21 protein-coding genes and 2 pseudogenes are annotated in these 23040 nt (G+C 37.3%); 12 read left to right on the top strand and 11 right to left on the bottom strand.

Annotated features, from left to right (window positions below):
* Nucleotides 1–103: 103 nt before the first annotated feature.
* Nucleotides 104–1456, bottom strand: a complete 1353-nt coding sequence (locus CTN01_RS06590) for a phosphatidylserine decarboxylase family protein (protein ID WP_045147785.1) — start codon at nt 1454–1456, stop codon at nt 104–106.
* Between the two features lie 331 nt (nt 1457–1787).
* Here CTN01_RS06590 and CTN01_RS06585 point away from each other — a divergent pair, with 331 nt between their 5' ends.
* The 3 genes from CTN01_RS06585 to CTN01_RS06575 all read left to right on the top strand — a co-directional run bounded on the left by CTN01_RS06585 (nt 1788) and on the right by CTN01_RS06575 (nt 5493).
* Nucleotides 1788–3383: an ABC-F family ATPase gene (locus tag CTN01_RS06585; RefSeq protein ID WP_045127035.1), complete on the top strand. Its 1596-nt coding sequence runs from the start codon at nt 1788–1790 to the stop codon at nt 3381–3383.
* Nucleotides 3384–3509: 126 nt separating this feature from the next.
* Nucleotides 3510–3965: a YaiI/YqxD family protein gene (locus CTN01_RS06580; protein ID WP_045147783.1), complete on the top strand. Its 456-nt coding sequence runs from the start codon at nt 3510–3512 to the stop codon at nt 3963–3965.
* A gap of 754 nt (nt 3966–4719) precedes the next feature.
* On the top strand, nt 4720–5493 hold the full coding sequence (locus tag CTN01_RS06575; protein WP_045147782.1) for a hypothetical protein: 774 nt from the start codon (nt 4720–4722) through the stop codon (nt 5491–5493).
* A gap of 89 nt (nt 5494–5582) precedes the next feature.
* On the opposite strand, the pseudogene CTN01_RS23240 reads toward CTN01_RS06575, so the two are convergent.
* The 4 genes and pseudogenes from CTN01_RS23240 to CTN01_RS06555 all read right to left on the bottom strand — a co-directional run.
* Nucleotides 5583–5753, bottom strand: a pseudogene (locus CTN01_RS23240) (IS91 family transposase); the annotation flags it as partial.
* Nucleotides 5754–5834: 81 nt separating this feature from the next.
* Complete coding sequence (panB, locus tag CTN01_RS06565; RefSeq protein ID WP_045147779.1) at nt 5835–6626, bottom strand: 3-methyl-2-oxobutanoate hydroxymethyltransferase; 792 nt, start codon at nt 6624–6626, stop codon at nt 5835–5837.
* Between the two features lie 165 nt (nt 6627–6791).
* Nucleotides 6792–6994 (bottom strand): annotated as a pseudogene (locus CTN01_RS23235) (IS91 family transposase); the annotation flags it as partial.
* A complete protein-coding gene (locus tag CTN01_RS06555) occupies nt 6966–7148 on the bottom strand; it encodes a hypothetical protein (RefSeq protein ID WP_341844117.1) in 183 nt (60 codons plus the stop codon). The gene CTN01_RS06555 and the pseudogene CTN01_RS23235, both read right to left, overlap by 29 nt.
* Nucleotides 7149–7578: 430 nt before the next feature.
* On the opposite strand from CTN01_RS06555, the gene CTN01_RS06550 reads away from it, so the two are divergent.
* The 4 genes from CTN01_RS06550 (at nt 7579) to CTN01_RS06535 (ending at nt 10229) form a co-directional block, all read left to right on the top strand.
* Complete coding sequence (locus CTN01_RS06550; protein WP_045147777.1) at nt 7579–7896, top strand: antibiotic biosynthesis monooxygenase family protein; 318 nt, start codon at nt 7579–7581, stop codon at nt 7894–7896.
* Between the two features lie 107 nt (nt 7897–8003).
* The gene (locus CTN01_RS06545) at nt 8004–8777 is read left to right on the top strand and encodes a GNAT family N-acetyltransferase (protein WP_045147775.1); all 774 of its coding nucleotides are present in this window, start codon (nt 8004–8006) and stop codon (nt 8775–8777) included.
* Nucleotides 8778–8900: 123 nt separating this feature from the next.
* A complete protein-coding gene (locus tag CTN01_RS06540) occupies nt 8901–9539 on the top strand; it encodes a hypothetical protein (RefSeq protein WP_045147774.1) in 639 nt (212 codons plus the stop codon).
* Between the two features lie 312 nt (nt 9540–9851).
* Nucleotides 9852–10229: a nuclear transport factor 2 family protein gene (locus tag CTN01_RS06535; protein WP_045147771.1), complete on the top strand. Its 378-nt coding sequence runs from the start codon at nt 9852–9854 to the stop codon at nt 10227–10229.
* Between the two features lie 140 nt (nt 10230–10369).
* On the opposite strand, the gene CTN01_RS06530 is transcribed toward CTN01_RS06535, so the two are convergent.
* From CTN01_RS06530 to CTN01_RS06520, 3 genes are all read right to left on the bottom strand, one after another.
* Entirely contained in the window at nt 10370–11764 is a 1395-nt protein-coding gene (locus CTN01_RS06530) for a sensor histidine kinase (protein ID WP_107342124.1), read from the bottom strand.
* Nucleotides 11765–11766: 2 nt separating this feature from the next.
* The gene (locus CTN01_RS06525) at nt 11767–12438 is read right to left on the bottom strand and encodes a response regulator transcription factor (RefSeq protein WP_005367570.1); all 672 of its coding nucleotides are present in this window, start codon (nt 12436–12438) and stop codon (nt 11767–11769) included.
* A gap of 77 nt (nt 12439–12515) precedes the next feature.
* Nucleotides 12516–14132, bottom strand: coding sequence for a phosphoethanolamine transferase (locus tag CTN01_RS06520; RefSeq protein WP_107342123.1), 1617 nt, complete (start codon nt 14130–14132; stop codon nt 12516–12518).
* A gap of 175 nt (nt 14133–14307) precedes the next feature.
* Between CTN01_RS06520 and CTN01_RS06515 the strand changes: the two genes are divergently transcribed.
* The 4 genes from CTN01_RS06515 (at nt 14308) to gpmA (ending at nt 19059) form a co-directional block, all read left to right on the top strand.
* Entirely contained in the window at nt 14308–14682 is a 375-nt protein-coding gene (locus CTN01_RS06515; protein ID WP_045147768.1) for a type II toxin-antitoxin system RelE/ParE family toxin, read from the top strand.
* A gap of 79 nt (nt 14683–14761) precedes the next feature.
* A complete protein-coding gene (locus tag CTN01_RS06510; RefSeq protein WP_052666551.1) occupies nt 14762–16660 on the top strand; it encodes an LTA synthase family protein in 1899 nt (632 codons plus the stop codon).
* Between the two features lie 115 nt (nt 16661–16775).
* Nucleotides 16776–17963 (top strand): cystathionine beta-lyase, encoded by a 1188-nt coding sequence (gene metC / locus CTN01_RS06505; protein WP_045147767.1) that lies wholly within the window; start codon nt 16776–16778, stop codon nt 17961–17963.
* Nucleotides 17964–18366: 403 nt separating this feature from the next.
* Nucleotides 18367–19059, top strand: a complete 693-nt coding sequence (gpmA, locus tag CTN01_RS06500) for a 2,3-diphosphoglycerate-dependent phosphoglycerate mutase (RefSeq protein ID WP_045147766.1) — start codon at nt 18367–18369, stop codon at nt 19057–19059.
* Between the two features lie 76 nt (nt 19060–19135).
* On the opposite strand, the gene CTN01_RS06495 is transcribed toward gpmA, so the two are convergent.
* Nucleotides 19136–20599: a protein adenylyltransferase SelO gene (locus CTN01_RS06495; protein WP_045147764.1), complete on the bottom strand. Its 1464-nt coding sequence runs from the start codon at nt 20597–20599 to the stop codon at nt 19136–19138.
* Nucleotides 20600–20928: 329 nt separating this feature from the next.
* Between CTN01_RS06495 and CTN01_RS06490 the strand changes: the two genes are divergently transcribed.
* A complete protein-coding gene (locus CTN01_RS06490; RefSeq protein ID WP_045131754.1) occupies nt 20929–21330 on the top strand; it encodes a hypothetical protein in 402 nt (133 codons plus the stop codon).
* A gap of 43 nt (nt 21331–21373) precedes the next feature.
* Here CTN01_RS06490 and CTN01_RS06485 read toward each other — a convergent pair whose 3' ends face one another.
* Nucleotides 21374–21883 (bottom strand): beta/gamma crystallin-related protein, encoded by a 510-nt coding sequence (locus CTN01_RS06485; RefSeq protein WP_045147763.1) that lies wholly within the window; start codon nt 21881–21883, stop codon nt 21374–21376.
* A 51-nt stretch (nt 21884–21934) separates the two neighbouring features.
* The gene (locus CTN01_RS06480; protein WP_045147761.1) at nt 21935–22783 is read right to left on the bottom strand and encodes a cysteine hydrolase family protein; all 849 of its coding nucleotides are present in this window, start codon (nt 22781–22783) and stop codon (nt 21935–21937) included.
* Nucleotides 22784–23040: the final 257 nt, after the last annotated feature.

The following is a 23040-nucleotide window of genomic DNA, read 5'->3' as shown; positions in this document are numbered from 1 at the left end:
TATTAACATACTGCTATTTGAACAATAAAAAACGCCTTATTACAAAGTGACATTGTAATAAGGCGTTGTTGTATTTAGTGATCAGCTAATTTAAGTCTTGGTATTATTTATCGGATAATACAGTTGCAATACGTGAACAAACAGGAATATTGGTTGCATCTAAACCTGGTGTTGTATTGTGGAAGTCAAACGCTAACTTCACATCCGGTCCAAAGACAAGACAATGTGTTGAACCACCGAAGTGGAACATACCTAATTCATCACCTTTATTTAAGTGTTGACCTTCTTTTACAGTAATTTCACAAGATGACACTTCTGCCATACCTACTGCAATAAAGCACATTAAACCAATCTTTGGATTGTCTGATTCAATAAAGATCACTGCACGAGTTGCAACTGCGGTTAAGAAAGGCTGAGAGTTATTCGGCGCGCTGTCGTCAGCTCCTTCTGGATTACCAAAGCCTTGGTATTTATTACCTAAGTAATATGAGCCGTTAACAATGAAGGCTTTTTTCACTGTTCCAGAAACAGGGCTATTCCAACGGTGATAACTTAATGCACTTAAGAATGCTTGATAAATTGTACCGCCCACGAATTGTTTCGCGAGTGGATCAAAATCCATCATATTCTGTAGTGAATAAGGTTGACCTTTTAGCCAGAACTCAGATGTTTCAGCTACGTTTTCTGCCACTTGCAACGGTGCTGATTCACATGCATTAGCAATAATGTCATCACCTTCAGCAATTGGACGAACACCTTTTACGAACTCACGAGTGAAAAAGTCATCCCATGATTTAAAGCCATAATACTTATCATCAGGATCACATTGGAAAAAGTGCTCAAACGGTAATGCTTTAAGTGCTGGATCAGAAGTAGCTTGGCAAGCGACACCGACCATTTCACGTTTAGCTGTTGGATTTAACCAACCTAACACCTTCGGTGTACGATTAAGATCATCGTTTACTAATACGTAACGAGAGTCAGAGCTTGAAAGGAAAGAAGACCAGTAAGTTAATATTTTTTTAATTTGCTGATTCACTAATGCATTTGAGAAGAATGTGTAGCCAGCAGGAGTTGCCATCGGCCAGTCTAATAACGCATTAATAGGAAAACCAATTAAACCACAAGGATTGAGTTCGCCAGTTTTAGGGTCGGTATATTCAGTACATTCAGGCGCTTGCGTCATAATTGCGTTTAGTAGCACAAGAAATTCATCAAAACTCATGACTTCTGGTGTACCTAGCGGCGTTAATTCTTTTTGATTACCCGCATAGCTAAACATACGTTCAGCGAGTTCTTTTAGGCTTTCATCATTATCGACCAAATCTTTAAATTCTTGGATAGGTTGAACAAGCTCTGCTGGATGTTGCTCAGTGTGTGCTTTTAAGTGTTGGATCCAAGCATTAACATGTGCTTTGCTTTTTGGTAGCCAGTTACCGAAAGAATGGATATTCATAATAACTCTCTATTTATTAACCTAATGTTTGAAAATTACTATACTCCTTGAATAAACATAATCATCACACAAAAACATAACTTCATATTTCATTATTCTTTTTTCAAATCTTATTAACGCAATGTAAATAAATACTTAATTAAAATAAGGTAACTATGAAATAAGAAAAAAGGGCAGTCATGAGCAATATTACTAGTTACAATTTTGTTGTTAATTTAAAGGTGATGTAAGTCACTAAATCTGTTATACTCCGCGCCAATTTAGAGAAAAGTCGCTTGTAGTAGGCGGCTTTTTTAATGCTTGATATATTCATAAATTTTGGAACAGTACATTGATTTCAACAGCTAATATCACAATGCAGTTTGGCGATAAGCCATTGTTTGAAAACATCTCAGTAAAATTTGGTGGCGGCAACCGTTACGGCCTAATCGGCGCGAATGGTTGTGGTAAATCGACATTCATGAAAATCTTGGGTGGCGAGCTAGAGCAGTCTGCAGGTACTGTTTCACTTGATCCTAATGAGCGTATGGCTAAATTAGGTCAGGATCAATTTGCATTCGAAAACTACAGCGTAGTAGACACTGTGATCATGGGTCACAAAGAGCTATGGACGATTAAAGAAGAGCGCGATCGCATCTATTCAATGGCTGAAATGTCAGAAGAAGATGGTATGCGTGTTGCGGATTTAGAAGTAGAATTTGCAGAAATGGACGGCTACTCAGCAGAAGCGCGTGCAGGTGAATTACTACTTGGTCTTGGTATCCCAGAAGATCAGCACTTCGGTCTAATGAGTGCCGTTGCTCCGGGTCTTAAAGTGCGTGTGCTTCTTGCACAGGTACTGTTCGCCGATCCTGACATCATGCTGCTTGACGAACCGACGAACAACTTGGACATTCACACAATTGCATGGCTTGAGCAGATCCTATTAGCGCGTAATTGTACTATGATCATCATCTCGCACGACCGTCACTTCCTAAACAGCGTATGTACACACATGGCTGACTTAGATTACGGTGAGCTTCGTCTATTCCCAGGTAACTACGACGAATACATGATGGCTGCTGAGCAAGCTCGTGAGCAGTTACATGCCGATAATGCGAAGAAGAAAGCACAAATAGCTGAACTACAAACGTTCGTAAGCCGCTTTTCTGCTAACGCATCTAAAGCGAAGCAAGCAACGTCTCGTCAAAAGCAATTGGATAAAATCCAATTAACAGAAGTGAAAGCATCTAGCCGCCAAACACCATTCATTCGTTTCGATCAGGAAAAAGAACTGTTCCGAAACGCATTAGAAGTGGAAGGTTTGAAGCAAGGTTACGGTGAAAACATCTTAATTAACGGTGTGAGCTTACTTGTTGAAGTAGGTGAGCGCATCGCGATTATCGGTGAGAACGGTATCGGTAAATCAACATTCCTAAACACCCTTGCAGGTGCAATGGAACCGATGTCGGGTATGATTAAGTGGTCTGAAAACAATAACATTGGTTTTTACGCACAGGACCACAGCGCTGATTTCGAAGAAGATATTACATTGCTTGAGTGGATGAGTCAGTGGAAAAAGCCAGGCGATGACGAGCAAACTGTTCGTGGTATCCTAGGCCGTATGCTGTTCTCACAAAACGACATTAAGAAATCAGTTAAAGTGATTTCTGGTGGTGAGCAAGGTCGTATGTTGTTTGGTAAGTTAATCATGCAACGTCCTAACATCTTACTTATGGATGAACCAACAAACCACATGGACATGGAATCTATTGAAGCACTTAACCTTGCGTTAGAGAACTTCAAAGGTACATTAATGTTCGTATCTCACGATCGCCAGTTTGTAACATCCGTTGCAACACGTATTCTTGAGATCACTAAAGACGGCGTAGAAGACTTCCACGGTACTTACGATGAGTACATCGCGAAGAAAGGTCTTATTGGTTAAGTTTTTACTTAATAAAACAGACTAAGCCAAAAAGTTAATTGAAAGCCGCCTTTAGATAGGGCGGCTTTTTTACAAATAAAGCTTACGTGTTTTATGGCACGTAGAGAAAGAATGAAAGGATTATCTATGAAAATTTGGGTAGATGCTGATGCATGTCCAAACGTCGTAAAAGAGATTCTATTTCGCGCTGCTGATCGCGCAAAAGTGAACGTAACGCTGGTGGCTAACCAATACATCCGTACGCCACCTTCACCGTTTTTACGCTCGATTCAAGTAGAGCAAGGCTTTGATGTTGCTGATAATTATATTGTGCAACAAGCCGAAGCAGGGGACTTGGTGATCACCGCTGATATCCCATTGGCGGACGAACTGATCACCAAAGGCGCACATGCATTAAACCCTCGTGGTGAAATGTATACTAAAGACAACATTAAGCAGCGTTTACAAATGCGTGATTTCATGGAAACCATGCGCAGTAGTGGCGTACAAACGGGCGGCCCAGCACCATTAAGCCAAGCGGATCGTCAAAACTTTGCTAACAAACTGGATACGTTTTTAGCTAAGAACCACAAGCCACAATAATCCCTAAATATGGAGATGAAAGCCGTTTGTCTCCATTTCCTTTCTTTAGTACTTCTGTACATCAATAATTCCTCTTTTTATTTAGGCGAGAAGCTTTGATTTCAAGTAATGAAATAATTTAATTATTTATCCAACGATCAAAATACTGTTCTTACTTTTAGCTAAGTAAAATTATCGATTGAATGTGTTTTTTTGCGACTAATGTTATGAAAATTAGTACTTTTTTTAGTAAAATGTAGGTTGTTTAGAGTATTAATAGAGCGTTTGGCGAGAACTTCGAAAGGCAATGTATTATTTAGGCTCAGCTAGTACTTAGTGGAAAGTCAAAACTCTCACAACTGGCTATCAGTAAATTTGGGACGCTGACTGGTATTATCATTTTGCAGACGACAATTAGTGAGGTATTGAGTAAGTTGAAATCAAAGTGGATGGTAAGCCCCAACGCTCACTAGTTCTGAATGATCTAAAAAGTCCAAGTACCAGGCTCTCTTACTGAAAATGGATATAGGATCTACGGATATGTTTCAGGTTTTAGCTCTGTCGATTATCTCTGAGTAATTTCCTATAACAAGACAATAAGCGTGGAGGTTTTGCCAATGCAGCATCTTTCAAAGTGTTAGGAATACAGAGGATTAAAGCAATTTGGGCTGGTCTTGTAAGCGCCCGTGATTGCAACATTCGCACTCTGAAGTAGCTTCTACACAATACGAAATAAATGTAACAAACAATGAGGGCATATATTTTGGGGAGATTTATGAAAAAGTTAATTTTGAGTCTGTGCTTAATGCTACTTTGGGGTTGTAAAACGACTCCAGAAATAACGGCTAAGACCGAGGAAATGCTGAAAAATGATTATAATAATGTCGAAATTCATTCAGAAATAGAAGAGCTATCTATATTTGGTAATAAATACAACATACCTGATAGAAAGTGGGTTGTGACAACTAAAGAATATTTTGGTGAAGCAGGAACTGGGTATATTCTTTCTGCTTTCGACAGAGGAAGAGTGGGTGATTCGATGACTGTTTTTGTTGCACGTCCTAATAGTTGGATTGATCAATCATATGGTAATTGTTCATTCCGTAAACTAACAGGCTATGGCGAAAAAGCTGAGAATGGACGCAAGTCAAATTCGCAACGAACATTTATTGAAGGGGATCTATTAACTACAGTTGGAAACAAAGAAGGTTGTTGGACATTAGGCTATGCAGGATATTTTGGTTCGTTACCATCATCAGAATGGTCTCAAGAATCTAGAAATGCTTATGGTAAAAAGTTAATGTACTCAAGAGTGCGTGGAGGAGATGATGTATTTACAGCTTCTCACCAAGTAAAAGAATTAAGTAATGGATATTTGTTAATAGTGACTTACGGACGCTCAGTGTTTGTTACAGATGAGTATTCTACAACGGAAATCTATAATGGAAAAGTTAGTTCTGAATCTGAATATATTAAGCAGGTACTTGATTCTGTTTATTCATTTGATCAAAATGTGACGCCCTCAATAACAAAACGTAATATAAATTAAATGTTTAATAAGTTTAATACTCTGATTTATAATAAAATCCTCTTTATTTCTAAAGCGTTAAAGCCATTATCTTTATTATTGAACGTCGGTTATCTGGGTCGAAATATCCCCGTTAATTGCATCACATGTTGGCAGCAGGGGCAAAAGGGTTGGGCTTTTATACGTACCGTTTTATTCGGTGGGGGCAACGTCAGTTGCCCAGATAACATGAACATAAATTGGATAGCTTGAAGCTGCTTCTTTTCATTACCACGCAACAAGCAATCCACAAAATAGTTATACAAATTTATTAACGTTTAAACCATAAACCGATCCAGTTAATCGGTTTTCTTTTATTGACATTAAAAGCTGTGTTTTTCCTCTGGGAAGGTTTGTTGTTTGACTTCATCTATATACTTAGTCACAGCGGCTTCAATCGACCCGGTTTCAGCGAGGAAATTCCTAGAGAATCTTGGAATATAATTGGCTGATACACCTAAAATATCGTGCATAACTAAAACTTGACCATCGGTATCATTACCTGCACCAATCCCTATAACTGGAATGTCTAATTCTAATGTTATTTGTTGTGCTAATTTCGCAGGAATACATTCAAGGACCAGTGTCTGAGCTCCTGCGCGCTGAAGTTCTTTGGCAGTTTCAAGCATTTCTGTAGCTTGTTCTTCTGTTCTACCTTGAACTTTATATCCGCCATATAGATTTACAGCTTGTGGCATTAATCCTAAATGAGCACAAACTGGAACTGCACGTTCAGTTAGCATTTTAACAGTACCGGTTAACCAACTACCGCCTTCAATCTTTACCATATTTGCACCAGCTTTCATTAACTTAGCTGCTGATTCACATGCTGCATCAGGGGTGTGGTAACTCATGAAAGGAAGGTCTGAAATAATAAAAGTATTTGGGCTTCCTGCTCTAACACATTTTGTGTGATATACCAATTCATCAATACTCACATCCAAAGTTGTTGGTTTACCTTGTATTACTGAACCAAGTGAATCTCCGACAACGATGACAGGTAGGCCTTGCTCTTCAAATATTTTAGCAAAACTCGCATCATAAGCAGTTATTGATGCAAATTTTTCGCCTAATTTTTTCCAGTTATTTAAATCTGCGATGGTTATTTTTTTCATTAGTCATTCGATTTTTGTAAAAAAAACGATGCTAACATGACCTTAAATGTATACATATTGCTAAAAAGACATTAAATCCTTCTTATGTGACACTCTGATTTACAATAAAATCTTCTTCAAAGCTCAAACGTCAATATCATTATCCTTATGATTGAACGTCGGTTATCAAGGTCGAAATATCCTCGTTAATAGCATGACATGTTGGCAGCAGGGGCAAAAGGGTTGGGCTTTTATACGTACTGTTTTATTCGGTGTGGGCCACGCCAGTTGCTCGGAATACATGAACATAAATTGGATAGCTTGAAGCTGCTTCTTTTCATGACCCACAACAAATCATAATTACGTACCCGACGAAATCCTTTCGGTAGTTAAATTGTCTGGCGATTTATCCTGTTGATGTGTAATGCGACGTAGTTCACGGCTATAAACATCAATCGTAGAGCGACGTTTACCTTGCAATGTGGGATGGGTAAGGTGTTGTTCATAAATATAAAATGAACGATGATACTGTGCTTTATTCATGGTAAATATTCCTTTTGGAAATGTGTATTTACCGTAGTTGAGGTTGCGGGTTTTCACTCTACGAGCAGAGGCTACGTCCAATAAGGCAATTAAAATCGGACAGAAAACGCCTGGCTTTGTTAGTGTCTCACAATTTCAGCCAACTACTTTTTGCCCTTTATTGCGGCGTTCTGTTTAAGTAGGAAAAATGGAAGTTCTTAATCAACGTATCCAATCAGATTGTCAGACTGAAGCATTCATCTGATTCTGGTTAAATATATTTGTAATCGTTAGAGATCCATCTCGACAAGATTTCATTGAAATTACGTCATCGGAAGAGCTTAAGGCTCTAAGCGTTCATCGAGAGGCAGGTTTGGCAGGACAGTTAAACATAGAAATGATGGCAACATAACTTACAACATAATGCGGCGTTATATACCAAGGATTTTTGATGACTCTTTTAGCTAATACCCCAAAACCACCATATTATGCTGTTATTTTTACTTCAGTCCGTACTGCGGACGATAATGATTATGGAGAAACTGCAAATAGGATGATAGAGCTTGCTGAACAGCAAGCAGGGTATTTAGGTTCAGAATCAGCAAGAGAAGATGTAGGTATTACAGTTTCTTACTGGGCTGATTTGGAATCTATTAAAAATTGGAAAGCTAATACTGAGCATCAAGCAGCTCAAAAAACTGGTCGTAAGTTATGGTATGAGTCATTTAAGGTTCGTATTTCAAGAGTAGAACGAGACTATGGCATGTAACAAGGTGCTTAAGAACGGACAGAAAACGCTTGGCTTTTGTTCAATACGTTAGCCTACAATTTTTCTGCTTAGTGCGGTGTTAGATTTCATTAAAAGACGAGAGATGAATGCAGGACAAAAGAGTACAGGAAGTATACAACTCTTACTTTATCTTCAATAACGAGCGGGCTCTGTCTACTGATACACCAAGTGAGCTTTCCGTTACAGATTTAACTTCTTACGCTACTTATGTAGACAAAACGCGTAGATACGACAATCAAATAATTGTTCGAGATATCTGCAATTTAGAATCATTGGATAATAGCCTTGAGCTATTCGACATTAATTTGCCACTAGAAATCAGTGTTGAACCAAAAGCTATTACACCCGAACTCAATTCATGGCTATCAAGCCACGAATTTACTAATGTGTTTGAACATGAATTTCTTCAACTAACACAAGAGAATTTGCTGGCCTCTAATGACTCATCAAATGCTATTAATGTAGAAGTATGGGGACATAGTAAAGTTGACGATTTTCTCTCTCTGTTAAAAACGTCTGGGGTAAGTTGTTCAGACGACATTTGGTTAAAAAAGCGTTCGCTATATTGTACTGATAAATTTCGTAGCTATGTAGCATTCGTTAATGGCATGCCTTGCGCATGGGCTACAAGCTTTTTTGAAAGTAAGCATGTAATTTTAGCTAACGCATATACACAAGAAGAGTTTCGAGGCCGAGGTTGCCAAAAAGCATTGCTTGATGCGCGCATAAAGGATGCTTTCGATAACGGTATTGAAGTTGTCCTAACGGATGTGGAATTAAACAGCACTAGCAGTCGTAATTGCAAGTCTTTTGGCTTTACTAGTGTTGGCGTAAGGAACGTTTGGTGTAAGGAAATATAACAGAATAATGAACGTGACATTTACTCGTAGCGCAACTTTTATAGAAACGTAGTGATCCATGCGTTTCAATCAGTTTTGGCTAGTAAATGCCGTTATTGTGACGTTATAAAACAAGAGTGATTTATGGAAAAGTCAGATTCGTTTATTGTTGATTTTTGGGCATTTGTATTCAAAATGCTTGGCAAAATTTCTTTTTTCAACTTGGTCAGAAGGCTATGCCCTAAAGCTAGAACTGGTCGTTTTTCTGAAATATGGGCTTTAAGTCATGTGTTTTTATCTATCATGTCTGTGCCTGCTGTCTTATACATCAATAATCAATATATCGGCTTTGCTATAGCTTCTTATGCATTATTACGGGTTTATGAGGTTGTGATTTATCAAACAAATGTACTTTTGTTTGATGAATATCGAGCGATCAAGGCTGGTAAAGAATACAAATTGCATGGTTATAGACGAATTGTGATTTTGTTAATGCAGAACTATTTCGAGATTATTTTCTGGTTTGCAGCGCAATATATTTTCTTTCAAAACATCTTCTCATTCGCAGTTGATGGATCTCACGAAAGTGTTTTAGGAGCGGTTTATACGAGTTTTGTTGTAATGACTAGCTTCGGGTTTTACAACGTGACACCGTTAGGGGTTTTAGCTTACTCACTAGTTATTGGGCAAGCAATGATAGGTTTGTTCATGACATTGTTGAGTTTAGCGCGATTTATTGGTGTTATACCGACACCTAAGTCTATGGATGTTACGGAGCAGTAATTTGTTTTATGACAAATAAGGATATATGTCGCGCAGCCGACACCTATTCGAAGGGTTAGACAAACCCAAGCCACCTTATATAAGTAAATATTGAAAATATCATGAAGGGTGATACCAAAAAGAAGTCGAGCATTATCCTTATTTTTCTGTAAATCCAATTGTTAACTTTTTATTAATATGAACGATTATTTACGCTGTTTAGAAATACGTATGTACAAATGTTTAAAGAATATATCGATTATGATATTGGTGTTTTATGATTTTGTTTTGACATGATAGTAATCATGTTTATATATAAACGCAGAGGAAATAATGGACATTCTAATTGAGCAAGAAATTGCACTTCATCATTATGAAGTAAGACAAAACTTATCCGAAATTAATCGCTTGCTGCATCATAGTTTTATTGAAGTGGGTAAATCTGGTTGTACTTATGATTTCTCATCCATTGTCGACATTATGCAGTCGGAATCTCCATCAAATTCTAAAGTACACTCTCAAGATTTTGAGTGTGTAGAGCTAGCAACTGCAACCAAGTTGCTGCTATATAAATCGGCAGTTATTGACGAGTATGGAGAAGTTAATCACTTTGCAAAACGTTCATCAATTTGGGTATTTACCGGTACTTGCTGGCAACTCAAGTATCACCAAGGCACACCGTGCTCGCCTTTCGAGCTAGAACATAATTAAAGCTTAAGAAGTCGAGTGTTATCCTTGGTGTGAATAAATAGTTTTAAAACTCTGATTTATAAGTGGATTACCTTTAATAAGGCAGCAATAAAGAATCCTAGTTGTTGTTATTTTCAGCTCATTGGTTAGCTTTCTTCGCTTCAATTCTTTTTCGGAATTCTTACTAACACTTGAAAATCCCCATTCTCTAACTGGTTTATTGATAACTCGTAATCGTTGATTTTGCAGATGTTATCAACGATAGATAACCCTAAACCATAGCGATCGTTATTAGAGCGTGAATCGTCATGTTGAAATAACGGCTGCACCAGTTTATCGACTTCCTGCTGTGAGTAATTAATAGAGGATGGGTTGGTAATAGTGAATACCACATCCTGAGTATCATCATTAATCGTAATATTAATAGCGGTATTAGGCACGCTGTAAAACAGTGCATTATCTAATAAGTTGGTGATAATGGTTTTTAAACAAAACTCATCAGCGAAAATAGGGTGCTGAAGTGTGTTATTTAAAACTACACGTTGTTTAATATCGTCATATTTAAAGTTTAAATCGTGAATCACGGTACTTAATAAGGTTGTGATTTCAATCGGCTCTTTATAAAGAGAAAGCGAATGAGACGTGCGTTGTAGTAATAATAGGTTTTCTACAATCACTTTCATTCTGTTTGATATTTGGAGAATGTCAGAGGTAAAGGTTTTCGCTAAACGTTCATCATCTGGAAAGCGTTGATGCACTTCGGTTAGGGTGATGAGTTCTGCAATAGGCGTTTTGATTTCGTGGGCGATATCAGAGGTGATCCGTTTTTCGTTATCGACCATTTTACGGTTAGTTTCGAGGAAGTTATTAAGCTCTTTGCGGATTAAATCAATCTCAATATAAGAGGATACATTTTCTTTAAACGCAAAGGTATGATTGTGTCGTTGCTGTTTATTTTCGTTAAACAGTTTTATTTGATCGTTTAAGTTTACGAGAGGATCAAGCCCTTTAGTCACAATGATTTTAGCGACTATACGCATAATGATCATCGAGAGTAAAAAGCTACCAACCAGTAAAATATCGAGAATACCCGTAACCTTATCAAGTCCTGTCGTTGATGCATAAATGGTCAAATAAATAGGGGTTGGCTTTTTATCTTTAGGTTTTGCGAGATAAGAGTATAGAAATGCCTTACCAATCTCATGGTTTGGTAAAGTGACATCGACAATTTGATAGCTATTTAGTGGTAACTTCTTGTGGAGTAAATTGATGTTGGGATAATCATTGAGCGATGTAGAACGATAAATGACACCATCATTTTTCCAGATCTGATAATAGGCATAATCTTTATCGCTTTTAATCGTTTGTGCAAAATCTTGGATATTGGTGATGGTTTTGAACTGTCCGGCTTTTTGTTGGATCTCTAATTCAAATTGTTCTTGAACCCAATTATCTACACTGAAATCGACGAAGGTAAAAACAATAATAATAAAGAAGCCAAATACGGCGCTAATCGCGTTAATTAAATTCTTTTTAATTGAGCGAGGATTCGTCATGTTTAACTCTCTACGTAATACCCAAAACCGCGTTTATTTTTTATTGGCAAAACAGCCTCAATATTTTTCGCTTTTTTACGCATCGTAGAGATATGTACTTCAATGGTATTTTTCGAAATATAGTCGAAGTTATTAGTAATGTTATCGCTGATCATACTAGCGGTGAGGATTTGACCTCGGTGAGTGAAGAGATAATCGATGATCTTAAATTCATTCGGTGTGAGTTCTAAATCGTTGTTACCATAGAATAACGTTCTTTTATTAAGATCTAACAGAAAGCCATCAATTTCAATGGTATTGGTAATGCTTACAGCTTGGCAACGACGGGAAATTGCAACCACACGAGCATGGAGCTCATCAAATGAAAAAGGTTTCGTGACATAATCATCAGCTCCTTGCATTAAGCCATCAATACGATCTTGGCTTTGTGTTTTGGCTGAAAGAATAATAATACGAGTTTCAATGCCTGTTTGACGCAGTTTATTTAAAATTGTCATACCGTCAATGCCAGGAAGCATGAGATCTAAAATAATAATATCGTAATCATTGTCTAAGGCTAAAGTGAGCCCTTCATTACCATTTTCTGCTTCGTCAGTGGAAAAGCCTAAATTATTAAACCCCACAGCTAAACTACGACGTAATGCTGAGGAATCTTCGATAATCAGTATTTTCATGGAATGAGAGCTCAAATAAAAATGTATACCTGTAATGTCTTACAAGTATACATTAAGTTAATGGGATCATTGAATGGTTAAGCTCTTACTCGACAGCTTGCCGCGATATCGAGCTTTGGATTAATCACTTTTGATTTCACACCATATAAGCTCAGTAGGCTAGGGAATAAATTATCCTGTGATAGTCCTGCTTGATTTTCTTTTTTCTCTAAACACGCTTTATTTAACCCTTTCGCTTGTGCGTATTGGTTAGGTAACCATAGTAGCCAAGGCACGTGTTTTTGCTCTTTAGGCGCAATAGAGAAGGGAGCACCATGAAGATAGAAACCGTTCTCACCTAAAGATTCACCATGATCTGACATATATAACAAAGCAACGTTATATTTATCTTCTTTGGCTTTCAGCATTTTTATCATTTGCTCTGTCACGAAGTCAGTATACAAAATGGTATTGTCGTACACGTTCCTAATTTCTTCGTCAGTGCAATTTTCAATGTCGCTGCGATTACATGATGGTTTAAATTTATCGAACGCTTTAGGGTAGCGTTTGAAATAAGTCGGTCCGTGGCTACCGATTAAATGTAGTACCAGAAATTTATTTGTATCGCCTTTATCAATAAAGCTTTGGGCTTTATCTAGCATTACACTGTCGTAGCAACTGGTACCATTACAGAATTGATTATGCTGTGAAGGATCGATCGCTTGATAGTTAACGCGATCTGCTACGCCTTTTGATCCACCATCGTTATCAAGCCACAGTACTTTCGCCCCTGCGCGATGGATAATATCAACGGCATTATCTTGAGAATATGCACGATCTTGATTGTAATGTGCTCGCGTTAAATTCGAGAACATACAAGGCACAGAAAGGGCAGTGTAAGTACCGCAAGATTCGACGTTTTTAAACGATATAATACCTTCATTTTTGGTGTACGGATTGGTGTCACGTTTATAACCGTTATAAGCATAGTTATAGGTACGTGCGGTTTCACCTAAGATCATCACAAATAAAGTAGGTTTATGGTTTTTACTTGGGCTTAGTTTTGCGTCTAACCCTTGTTGTTTAAATGGTAGTGGTTTGTAAATAAACTTTTTATAGAGATACTTACCACCTGCATATACATGACCTGGAATGATCATACGGTTTAAAAAATGGTTATTTCGACCCACAGAAGCATAGCTTTTAAACGTCGTTAATCCGACGAGCAAAATCGCGGTACAAGCGATACCAATTAACGCGACACGAGCAACGATATCTTTAATAAAAGATTCTCGCTTGGTGATTTTTACCATTGCAATCCAGATACTTGGCACGATACCAAATGCGATGACGTAGATAATAGAATCTGCATTAATATAAGACATCGCTTCATCTGAACGTGTTTCGAAAATACTTTCAATTACAGCATTATTAAATAAGGTGTGATAATTCACCTCTGCATAGAGAGCCATCGATGAAGTAATGGTTAAGAAAATCATTACTGGTTTAAACAGGTATGGCCAACATATCACCGTGAAGATAATCAGAAATGCTGCCATTAATACTATAGGTGCAGTATATGGAAAAAAGACATTAGATACTGAATGGCTTAAATCGAAAATCTTAGCGAGGATTGGATAGTTAAAGCATAGGGTGAAGTATGCTGACATCACCACGATGAAGCTTGTCATCTTAATTTGGAAAATTTGACGCATTACGGGCTCTTATGAATTAGCGAAGGGCCATATCATCCATTTTATAACTTAAGACTTACTTAATATTTGGATTAAAATCACTATTAATTTCAAAAATACTCACCCCATATTCAACAAAATTGATTATCAATATTGTATTAACTTTCATATGATTAAAGAAAAATGCAGTATTATTATGAATATTTATCTTATTGAACAAACACTTCTGACCATGCCACTTTATGATTTTTTGGAACATATTTCTGAAAAGTTACGCTTAACTATCTTTAATAAATTCAATGCATATAAAATTCACGGTGATGTGTATCACTGTAAGCATTTAAAGATACTCAATGCTAAAATATGGAAGTACAAAGGTGCGATTTTTAAACAACGTGTCGATAGTGGTAGCGAATCTGCGAGGATACTTTTTATTAAATACAATAATGATCTTGTGATCCTTCATGCGTTTTTAAAATCTACCCGTAAAACACCGAAGAAAGATGCCCATCAAGCGATTACTGTTTTTCAGCAGATTGAAGAGCTGAAGAAAATCAGATGGTCAATTTAATATAAAGCAGTACATAAAGTGGACAATGGCCAAATTTTTGCTTTGCTAAATAGTATTATTTATTTAACAGGAAATATTTGTGCTTGTCATAAATACCATTACATCTTTTGCCTTTTTAATAGTAGCTATCTTTATTACTAAGTTGCTTGCGCTATTAAGTTTTGTTGAACTACCCATAGAACTTAGTTCGCAAGATGGCATCGATGCTTTGCTTTTTGGTATTAACTTTGATGCTAGCGCTGCTGTTTTACTGACTATCCCCATTTTTCTTAGTTTAATTATTGCTAGTTTATTTAAACGGACACCTAATCAATTAACTCGATTCTTACTCAGCATTGCGATTTGTTGGGTTGTTATTACTACTTTTTCTGATGCTATTTATGCCAAAGAAGCCAGTAAACATGTCACATTTGAACTGTTTAATACGCAAGGGATGGAAGTTTCACTGATCCTGACCGCGTTTAAAAGTTACTTTGGAACAGTCACGCTTGGTATTACTTGTTTATTGGTTTCACTGTTTTTCATTTGGAGGTGTTTGCCATTATCCAATAGAAAACAAGCGCACTGGCATTTTAATAGTCTGTTTATATTTCTGTGGTTAGCCGTCACACTCATTATTGTTCGCGGAGGCTGGAAAGACTCGCCTCAGAGTCCGATGAGTGTGTATAAAATTGGTGATTCCGAGAAAGCCTTCATTGCTTGGAATGCTCCCTATAGCATTGGTTACTATCTCTCTAAAGGCGATCTTGCGCCCATTGAAAAAATCACTAAAAATCCGACGCCACTGCAAGTTAAGTTTTTTGAACATTCACAAAAAATAGCTCCTCCTGCAAAGCTTCAATCACTTAAATCTGCCAATGTTATTGTCGTTCTGCTTGAGAGTTGGTTGGCTTTTGATATGCAAAGTTACTCGGGTGTTGTCAATGCCACCCCATTTTTTGATCAACTTAGAGCACGTTCTTTTTCGACGTATTCAACCTATGCCGATGCTTACAGAACAGTACAAGGGACGTTTTCTACATTTTGTTCTTACCCAAATCCTATAAACGGCTTTATGGCAAATAGCCAGTTACAGAATGCTTCTTATTCATGTTTACCACATATTTTAGCTGAGCGAGGCTGGCAAACCGCCTTTATTCAGGGAAGTGGCAGAGGGTCAGTCGGAGCTTTTGCACAAACATTAGGTTTTAAGCTGTCATACGGTAAGTATGATTACCCATTCAAAGCGGTGCACAATGAATGGGGATTTATGGATGATGATATCTATCGTTTTTCTTTAAACCAAATCGATAAATTCAGCCAAACGGGTAAACCATTTCTTATTACCATCAATACGGGTACCACCCATGGTTCTTTTTTACCAGATAACGTTGATTATGTTTTTGGTCGTGAAAACATAATTAATGAGCGTAGAAGTGTGATGAAGTACGCTGATGATGCACTGAAACGTTTTATTCCTAAATTAGATGCGAAGCTCGCGCAATTAGATAAGCCGACGATAGTTATTTTGCTCTCAGACCACACGGCAAAAACGATAACTGGAGGATTAGTTAAAAACTCTATTCCACTTCTTATTTATGCGAGTGATCAATCCATCCCCAATGAAAATAGGTCGATCACTTCATCTCAGAGAGATATTGCACCAACGATTATTGATTGGCTAGGTGGTTATGTTCCATGGTTTACTGGCAACTCGCTATTTGATGATAGCTACAGTGGTCGCTCAAGCTTTTCGTATGGCACTAATTTCTTTTGGCTAACCAGAGATCACGGTGTAGCAATAGATAGTGCGACTGGTGAGTTACGCTCTTGTTTTGATATTGATAATGATGTCGTGACTAAAAAAACATTAGAGTGTTCTGAGCAAGCTTGGAGTGAATCTCTTTTTGCAGAGGGAAGTTATTTTAATGCTATTTCACAGCAGTTGTTGTTCGAGGGAAAAACGCAACAATACCGTAAAGTAAACACCAAACTTTAAGGGTAATTGTTGATCAGTTTAGTGCTTGATACTTATGATAACTTGCTAGTTTGTTGTGTTTATTCATGTTATACAAGAAACAGAATAGATAGACGAGTAAGGGAATCACGAAGTTATGTCTAGTAAGAAAATTGATACTGCATTAGTGAGTGCAGGAAGAAAGAAAAAATATACTCACGGTGCGGTGAACAGTGTTATTCAACGTGCATCGTCATTAGTTTTCGATACGGTTGCAGATAAAAAACATGCTATTAAGAACCGCGCGAAAGGCGAGTTGTTTTATGGACGTCGTGGCACGTTAACCCACTTTGCGCTTCAAGATGCGATGGTAGAATTAGAAGGTGGCGCTGGTTGTTATTTATATCCATGCGGTGCGGCAGCGGTATCTAACAGTATTTTAGCGTTTGTTGCTTCTGGCGATCATGTATTGATGACAGGTGCAGCCTATGAGCCTACCCAAGAGTTTTGCAATATTGTCCTTAAAGGATTAGGGGTTAGTACTACTTATTACGATTCCTTGATTGGTGAGGGTATTGCAGAACTTGTACAGCCAAATACTAAGGTTGTTTTTTTAGAATCACCAAGCTCTATCACAATGGAAGTGCAAGATATTCCTGCAATTGTGAAAGCAGTGCGTGCTGTTAACCCTGATGCTGTGATCATTATGGATAACACATGGGCGGCAGGGGTGTTATTTAAAGCGCTCGAGCACGGTGTTGATATCTCTGTTCAAGCCGGTACGAAATACATTGTTGGCCACTCTGATGCGATGATAGGCACGGCAGTTAGTAATGAACGTTGCTGGGATCAACTACGCGAACGTTCTTATTTAATGGGGCAGATGGTTGATGCTGACACCGCGTATGTAGCAGCTCGCGGATTGCGTACGATGGGCGTTCGTTTAAAACAACATCATGAAAGCAGTATCAAAGTAGCGGAATGGCTGGCAGAGCGTCCGGAAGTTGCAACAGTTAATCATCCAGCACTACCAAGTTGTAAAGGTCATGAATTCTTTGTGCGTGATTTTTCTGGAAGCTGTGGCTTGTTTTCATTTGTCCTTAATAAACGTTTATCGAATGAAGAAGTCGCTATTTTCTTAGATAACTTTGAGCATTTTAGTATGGCGTATTCTTGGGGCGGTTATGAGTCTCTTATTTTGGCCAGTCAACCTGAAGAATTAAATCGTATTCGTCCTGTGGGCAAAGTAGACTTTGATGGCACGCTTATTCGTCTACATATTGGTTTGGAAGATTGCGACGATCTAATTGAAGATTTAGCCAATGGCTTTAGCCGAATCGCTTAATTAACCTTAAATATATCCTACAAACTAAATCGCTTTTTTCATCTGTTATGGCATTTGAAGAAGCGATTTTTTATTAATTATGTCAGCAATACTTTACGAACGGATTTTTCAATCATCCCCTCAATGTTAAAATAATCAATTTTATCAGACACTTATTTTTATTGTTATTCTACTTAAACTCTATAATGACGTTATAGATACACATAATGGCGGTATATAGCACTTTTATTTAATAACTTTTCTTTATAGTCAGTATTGTAATCGCTGTGGAATAGATTTAATCTACAACCAAAGATGATAATGATTATCAATTATAAAGTGATTGTTAAATGCCATATGGAAATGACAGCGATTAAAAAGACTAATCTACTTAACTCATGATGTTGAGTTACAAGGGGCTGTTATGAAAAATACACGTATTGTTCTACTTCGTCATGGTCAAAGTGTTTGGAACAAAGAAAACCGTTTTACTGGCTGGGCGAATGTCTCTCTTTCTGAATTAGGCGAAAACGAAGCGCGTAATGCAGGTATTAAATTGAAAGAGAATGGTTTTAACTTTAATTTTTGCTATACCTCAATGCTTGATCGTGCGATCAAAACATCTAACTTAGCATTAGAACAGCTTGATTCTTTATGGATCCCTGTTGAGCACGACTGGCAATTGAATGAACGTCATTATGGTGATCTTCAAGGATTGAATAAAGCAGAAACAGCAGAAGAGTTTGGCGACGAACAAGTGCACATCTGGCGTCGTAGTTATGATATTGAGCCACCACAAGTAAGTGAAGATAGCTTTTTTTACCCAGGTAATGATAGACGTTACCAAGAACTACAGCACAGCCAACTTCCACATGGTGAATCGTTGAAAGATACCTATGATAGGGTAATACCATTCTGGAATGAGAGTATTGTCCCTAATGTTAAACAAGGCTCTGATATTTTAATTGCCGCTCATGGTAATAGCTTACGTGCTTTGATTAAATATTTAGATAATATTCCTGATGACAAAATTACAGAATTAGAAATACCAACAGGTGCACCATTAGTTTATGAATTTAACGAACAGATGAAACCTGTAAAAAGCTACTATTTGTAATGCTCATTAAATGTAAGATAGATAAAAATGCCCTATTGATTAGGGCATTTTTTTATTAATAAAACGAGATAATGACTTAAGAAGAGCAACTAATTTCTAATTCTTTACCCCATTTAGGTGGAAGATCGGCAAGATCTTCAAAGTTAGGGTGCTCATCAAAAGGATCATGTAAAACTGTTAATAGATTCTCTACAAATGTGAAATTCCCTTGCTCGGCACCATCGATAGCAAGCTGTGCCAAATAGTTACGGAGAATATATTTCGGGTTACTTTTAAGCATTAATTCCAAACGTTGTTGATCATCGGTATTTGAGATACGTTTTTTGTAATCAACTAACCATTCATCTATTGGTGTTGTATTTGCTGTGAGAGATGAAAAATGAGAACTGGTGTTATTAAGTTCGTCTTGGGAAAGCGTCGAAAGCGTGCGGAAAAACTGGGTGTAATCGATTGATTGTTGCTTGAGTAAATTAAATAACTGCTGGAATAACTCATTATCTTGTTCTTGGCTATCGAACAAACCTAATTTCTGACGCATAAGTTTGCTGTAATGCATTTGTAGTTGGTGCTGATAAATTTCTAGTGCATGTTCTATGTCTGATTTATCGATGATAGGTGCTAAGGCGTAACCTAGTGCTGATAAATTCCATAACCCAATGGATGGCTGTTGATTGAAGGCATAACGACCAGAATAATCGGAATTATTACAAATATAACCCGGATTATAATCGTCTAGAAAACCATAAGGGCCATAATCAAACGTTAAGCCTAAAATGGACATATTGTCGGTATTCATCACGCCATGAGCAAATCCTACTGCTTGCCAATGGGCGATCATCTTAGCTGTATTTTCACAAACTTGCTCAAACAGGGCGGCGTAAGGCTTTTCGACTTGTTGGCACTCAGGGAAGTGATGCTGAATAACGTAATCTGCTAATAAGCGTAATTGATCGTGTTGTTGGGTATAAAACAGATATTCAAAATGGCCAAATCGGATATGGCTTTCTGATACTCGGATCAGGGTTGCGCCAAATTCTTGTTTTTCACGGTACACATGGGTATCACTACCAATAACCGCGAGTGCATGTGAGGTTGGAATTCCAAGACCTGCCATCGCGGCGCTCGCTAAATATTCTCGAATACTTGAACGAATAACGGCACGACCATCGCCCATACGCGAATAAGGTGTAAGTCCAGAGCCTTTTAAGTGAATATCCCACTTTTTACCATGACTTGTTTGTACTTCCCCCAATAACAAACCTCGACCATCACCCAGATCGGGGTTGTATTGTCCAAATTGGTGCCCAGTGTACTTCATTGCAATGGGATCAAACCCACTTAAGGTGTCGTTACCACTGAATATATTAATAAAATCATCAGATATAATGGCGTTTATATCTAGTTCTAATAATTTCGCAATGTGTGGATTCATACTTATTAAGTAAGGGTTACTCAGCGGTTGCGGAGTAACGAAGGTGCCGAACATGGAAGGGAGTTGGCTGTAAGTATTATTAAAAACAAGCTGTTGTAATGATTTCATAACAAAGGTATCGGTGAGTTTAACAAGGATTATAGATCTAACCATATATTATAGTTAAGTACTTACATCTATTACATTTCTAATCATGAAGTGTATCGAGTACGGATATCGCTTAATAGAATAGTATCTAGCATAGCAATATGATCCTTTGTTCATTTCTACTGGTTTGTTATTGAAGGGAATACAATGAGCTTAACAAGTGTCAACACTACTTAACCAATAAGCGTGTAACGCTAGCAATAGAGGCGGTAGATAAAGATGAAAAAGCATACGATAGTAAGATATTGATTGATAACATAGAAGATAAATAATTAGAGTGAGGTGCGTATATGGTGAAAACACTTTCTTCGTGCGCACCATTATTATTTTTATTGATGCTGACTTATGGTTGTAACGTTCAATCTGATGTGGTTTATCAATCAGAAGATTTAGGCAAAGTCTTATATCAACATAAAGATAATAATGGTTGTGATTTACAAGCAGTAGAAAAAAATATTGCTCAATTCTATTTACAGATAGAAAGAAGAGAGTTGCTGCCATTAAAGGCTATGTATCAAGAAAATGATGCTTTTATTATGAAGATAAAAACATTGCCTGCATTAGTCATTATTAAAAATGATGCAAAATGGTATATCCCATTAATAAAAGGCAGTGACTGGATTTTCGTTAATGTTAATGGAACTGTTAACGTATTTAAATATCCGAAGGTGTTTCGTCAATTATGCAAATAAAGCCCCATAATAACCAATGATTATAGGGCTTATATTTATAATATTACTTTTTCAAAATCTTCATTGAACTGATAGCGTGCTCAAAACCATCGGCATTATCTTTGCCACCTTTGTAGGTATAGGATTTACCTTGATAGTTAATATCTTCGTAAAAGCGAACTTTCCAGCCTGATGGGATCTTAAATGACACCATTTTGTCATTAAAATCAGTGTCGAAAAAGTTAGGCTGATCGCGATTGATATCAATGGAATGGCCTTTTTGATTCTTTTTGCTAAATAGCTTCACTGATTTATTCGAGTTGTGGTCATTATTTGCTGATAGCGAAGTTGTAAAGCAATTAGCTTCTTGTGCTCGGCAAAACATATCACTTTGTGACTTTAAGCAGCGCTGTGAAACTTTATAGCGGGCTGCATCTTCAGTTCTTGCGGCATCTGCAAAAGTGTCGGTAAACGGAGAAAGGGTGCAGACATAAATTTCATCATTGTTATGTTTAGCCGCAAACGCAGGGGAGATAGAGCCAATCATAAGAGATAAACACAGTAATTTTTTCATTTTGCACCTTAAATAATTAAAAATCATACATTTACCAGACCAATAATAGCCTTATAAGTTCGATGTGGTTACAAAATTTACACCAATAGATGACATTTTATTTATAAAATCTTTTGCTTGTTGTTCAAATCCAGCAACAGGGCTGGTGGTATCGATTAAAATTGTTAGTTTTTTAATCTCTTCATTTGTGAGCTTTTCTACCATTTGTTCAACTGTACTGGCAACACAGTGGGAAAGAGCTTGGCCCGAAATATAAACCTGATCATTTTGCTTAACTAGCTCGACTAGTTGAGGATCAAATTGGGTATTTTTATCGTCTTCTAACGGATATTCAGCTTCGCATCCACCGTAATGCTCTGTATGCGGGTTCTCTCCTTTAGTAATACTAATATGTTGCGTATTCGCTTGCTGTTCCCAAGCATGAATAGCAGCATGAATAGGTTTAACGATATCGTGTCCAACAGAACCAATCACACAATGGGTCGGCCAGATAAGAAGGCTATATTTCCCTTCTTTTTCTAATGACTGAGTGTAATTAAGAACATGATTTAAAAGCGTTGGATCAGTAGGCAGCCAGATACCATCCATAATGTTTTGATGGCTAATTAGAGTAAATGGGGCTGGATGCTCGCCAGCTTCATTCTTCCAATATGGCGCATGAGCTATATCGTATTCATGATGGCTATCAAGTGTCACAATAATCTGATTAATATTCTTTTGTTGCTTTGAAATAAATGCAGCAAGTTTGTTAGCGTCTTCCCATGCACCAGGAACGGGAAGTGCTGGCGAAATAGTAATCTTCTGAGATGCTGAACCTAATGTGAATTGTTCATTAACGGGAACATCATAAAAGTCATACTGAGGATCAATGATAAGTAAAGACGTCATTGGTAGACGCATTGCATGCTCCTTTATGCTTTGTTAGCTTGACATGATTATGTCGAAATAATGGAAAGAAATTGAGCTAAATATACGTTGATGAGCGTTAATTGAAAAGAAATATTATTCAATTCTTAATTAGAAAATCGTTACACTGTTTTTCTGTAATATTATTATCTTAATTATTGATATTATTAACTAAAAATTAGTTTTTGATTTTTCATATTGTGAATATAAATACAAAAGGGCAATTTGTCACACAAATAAAAAGTAGTGGT

This window comes from Photobacterium angustum, from assembly GCF_003026365.1.
Taxonomy (GTDB): Bacteria; Pseudomonadota; Gammaproteobacteria; order Enterobacterales; family Vibrionaceae; genus Photobacterium; species Photobacterium angustum.
The sequence above is the reverse complement of the archived record's forward strand: the minus strand, read 5'-3'. Positions and strand labels throughout refer to the sequence as shown.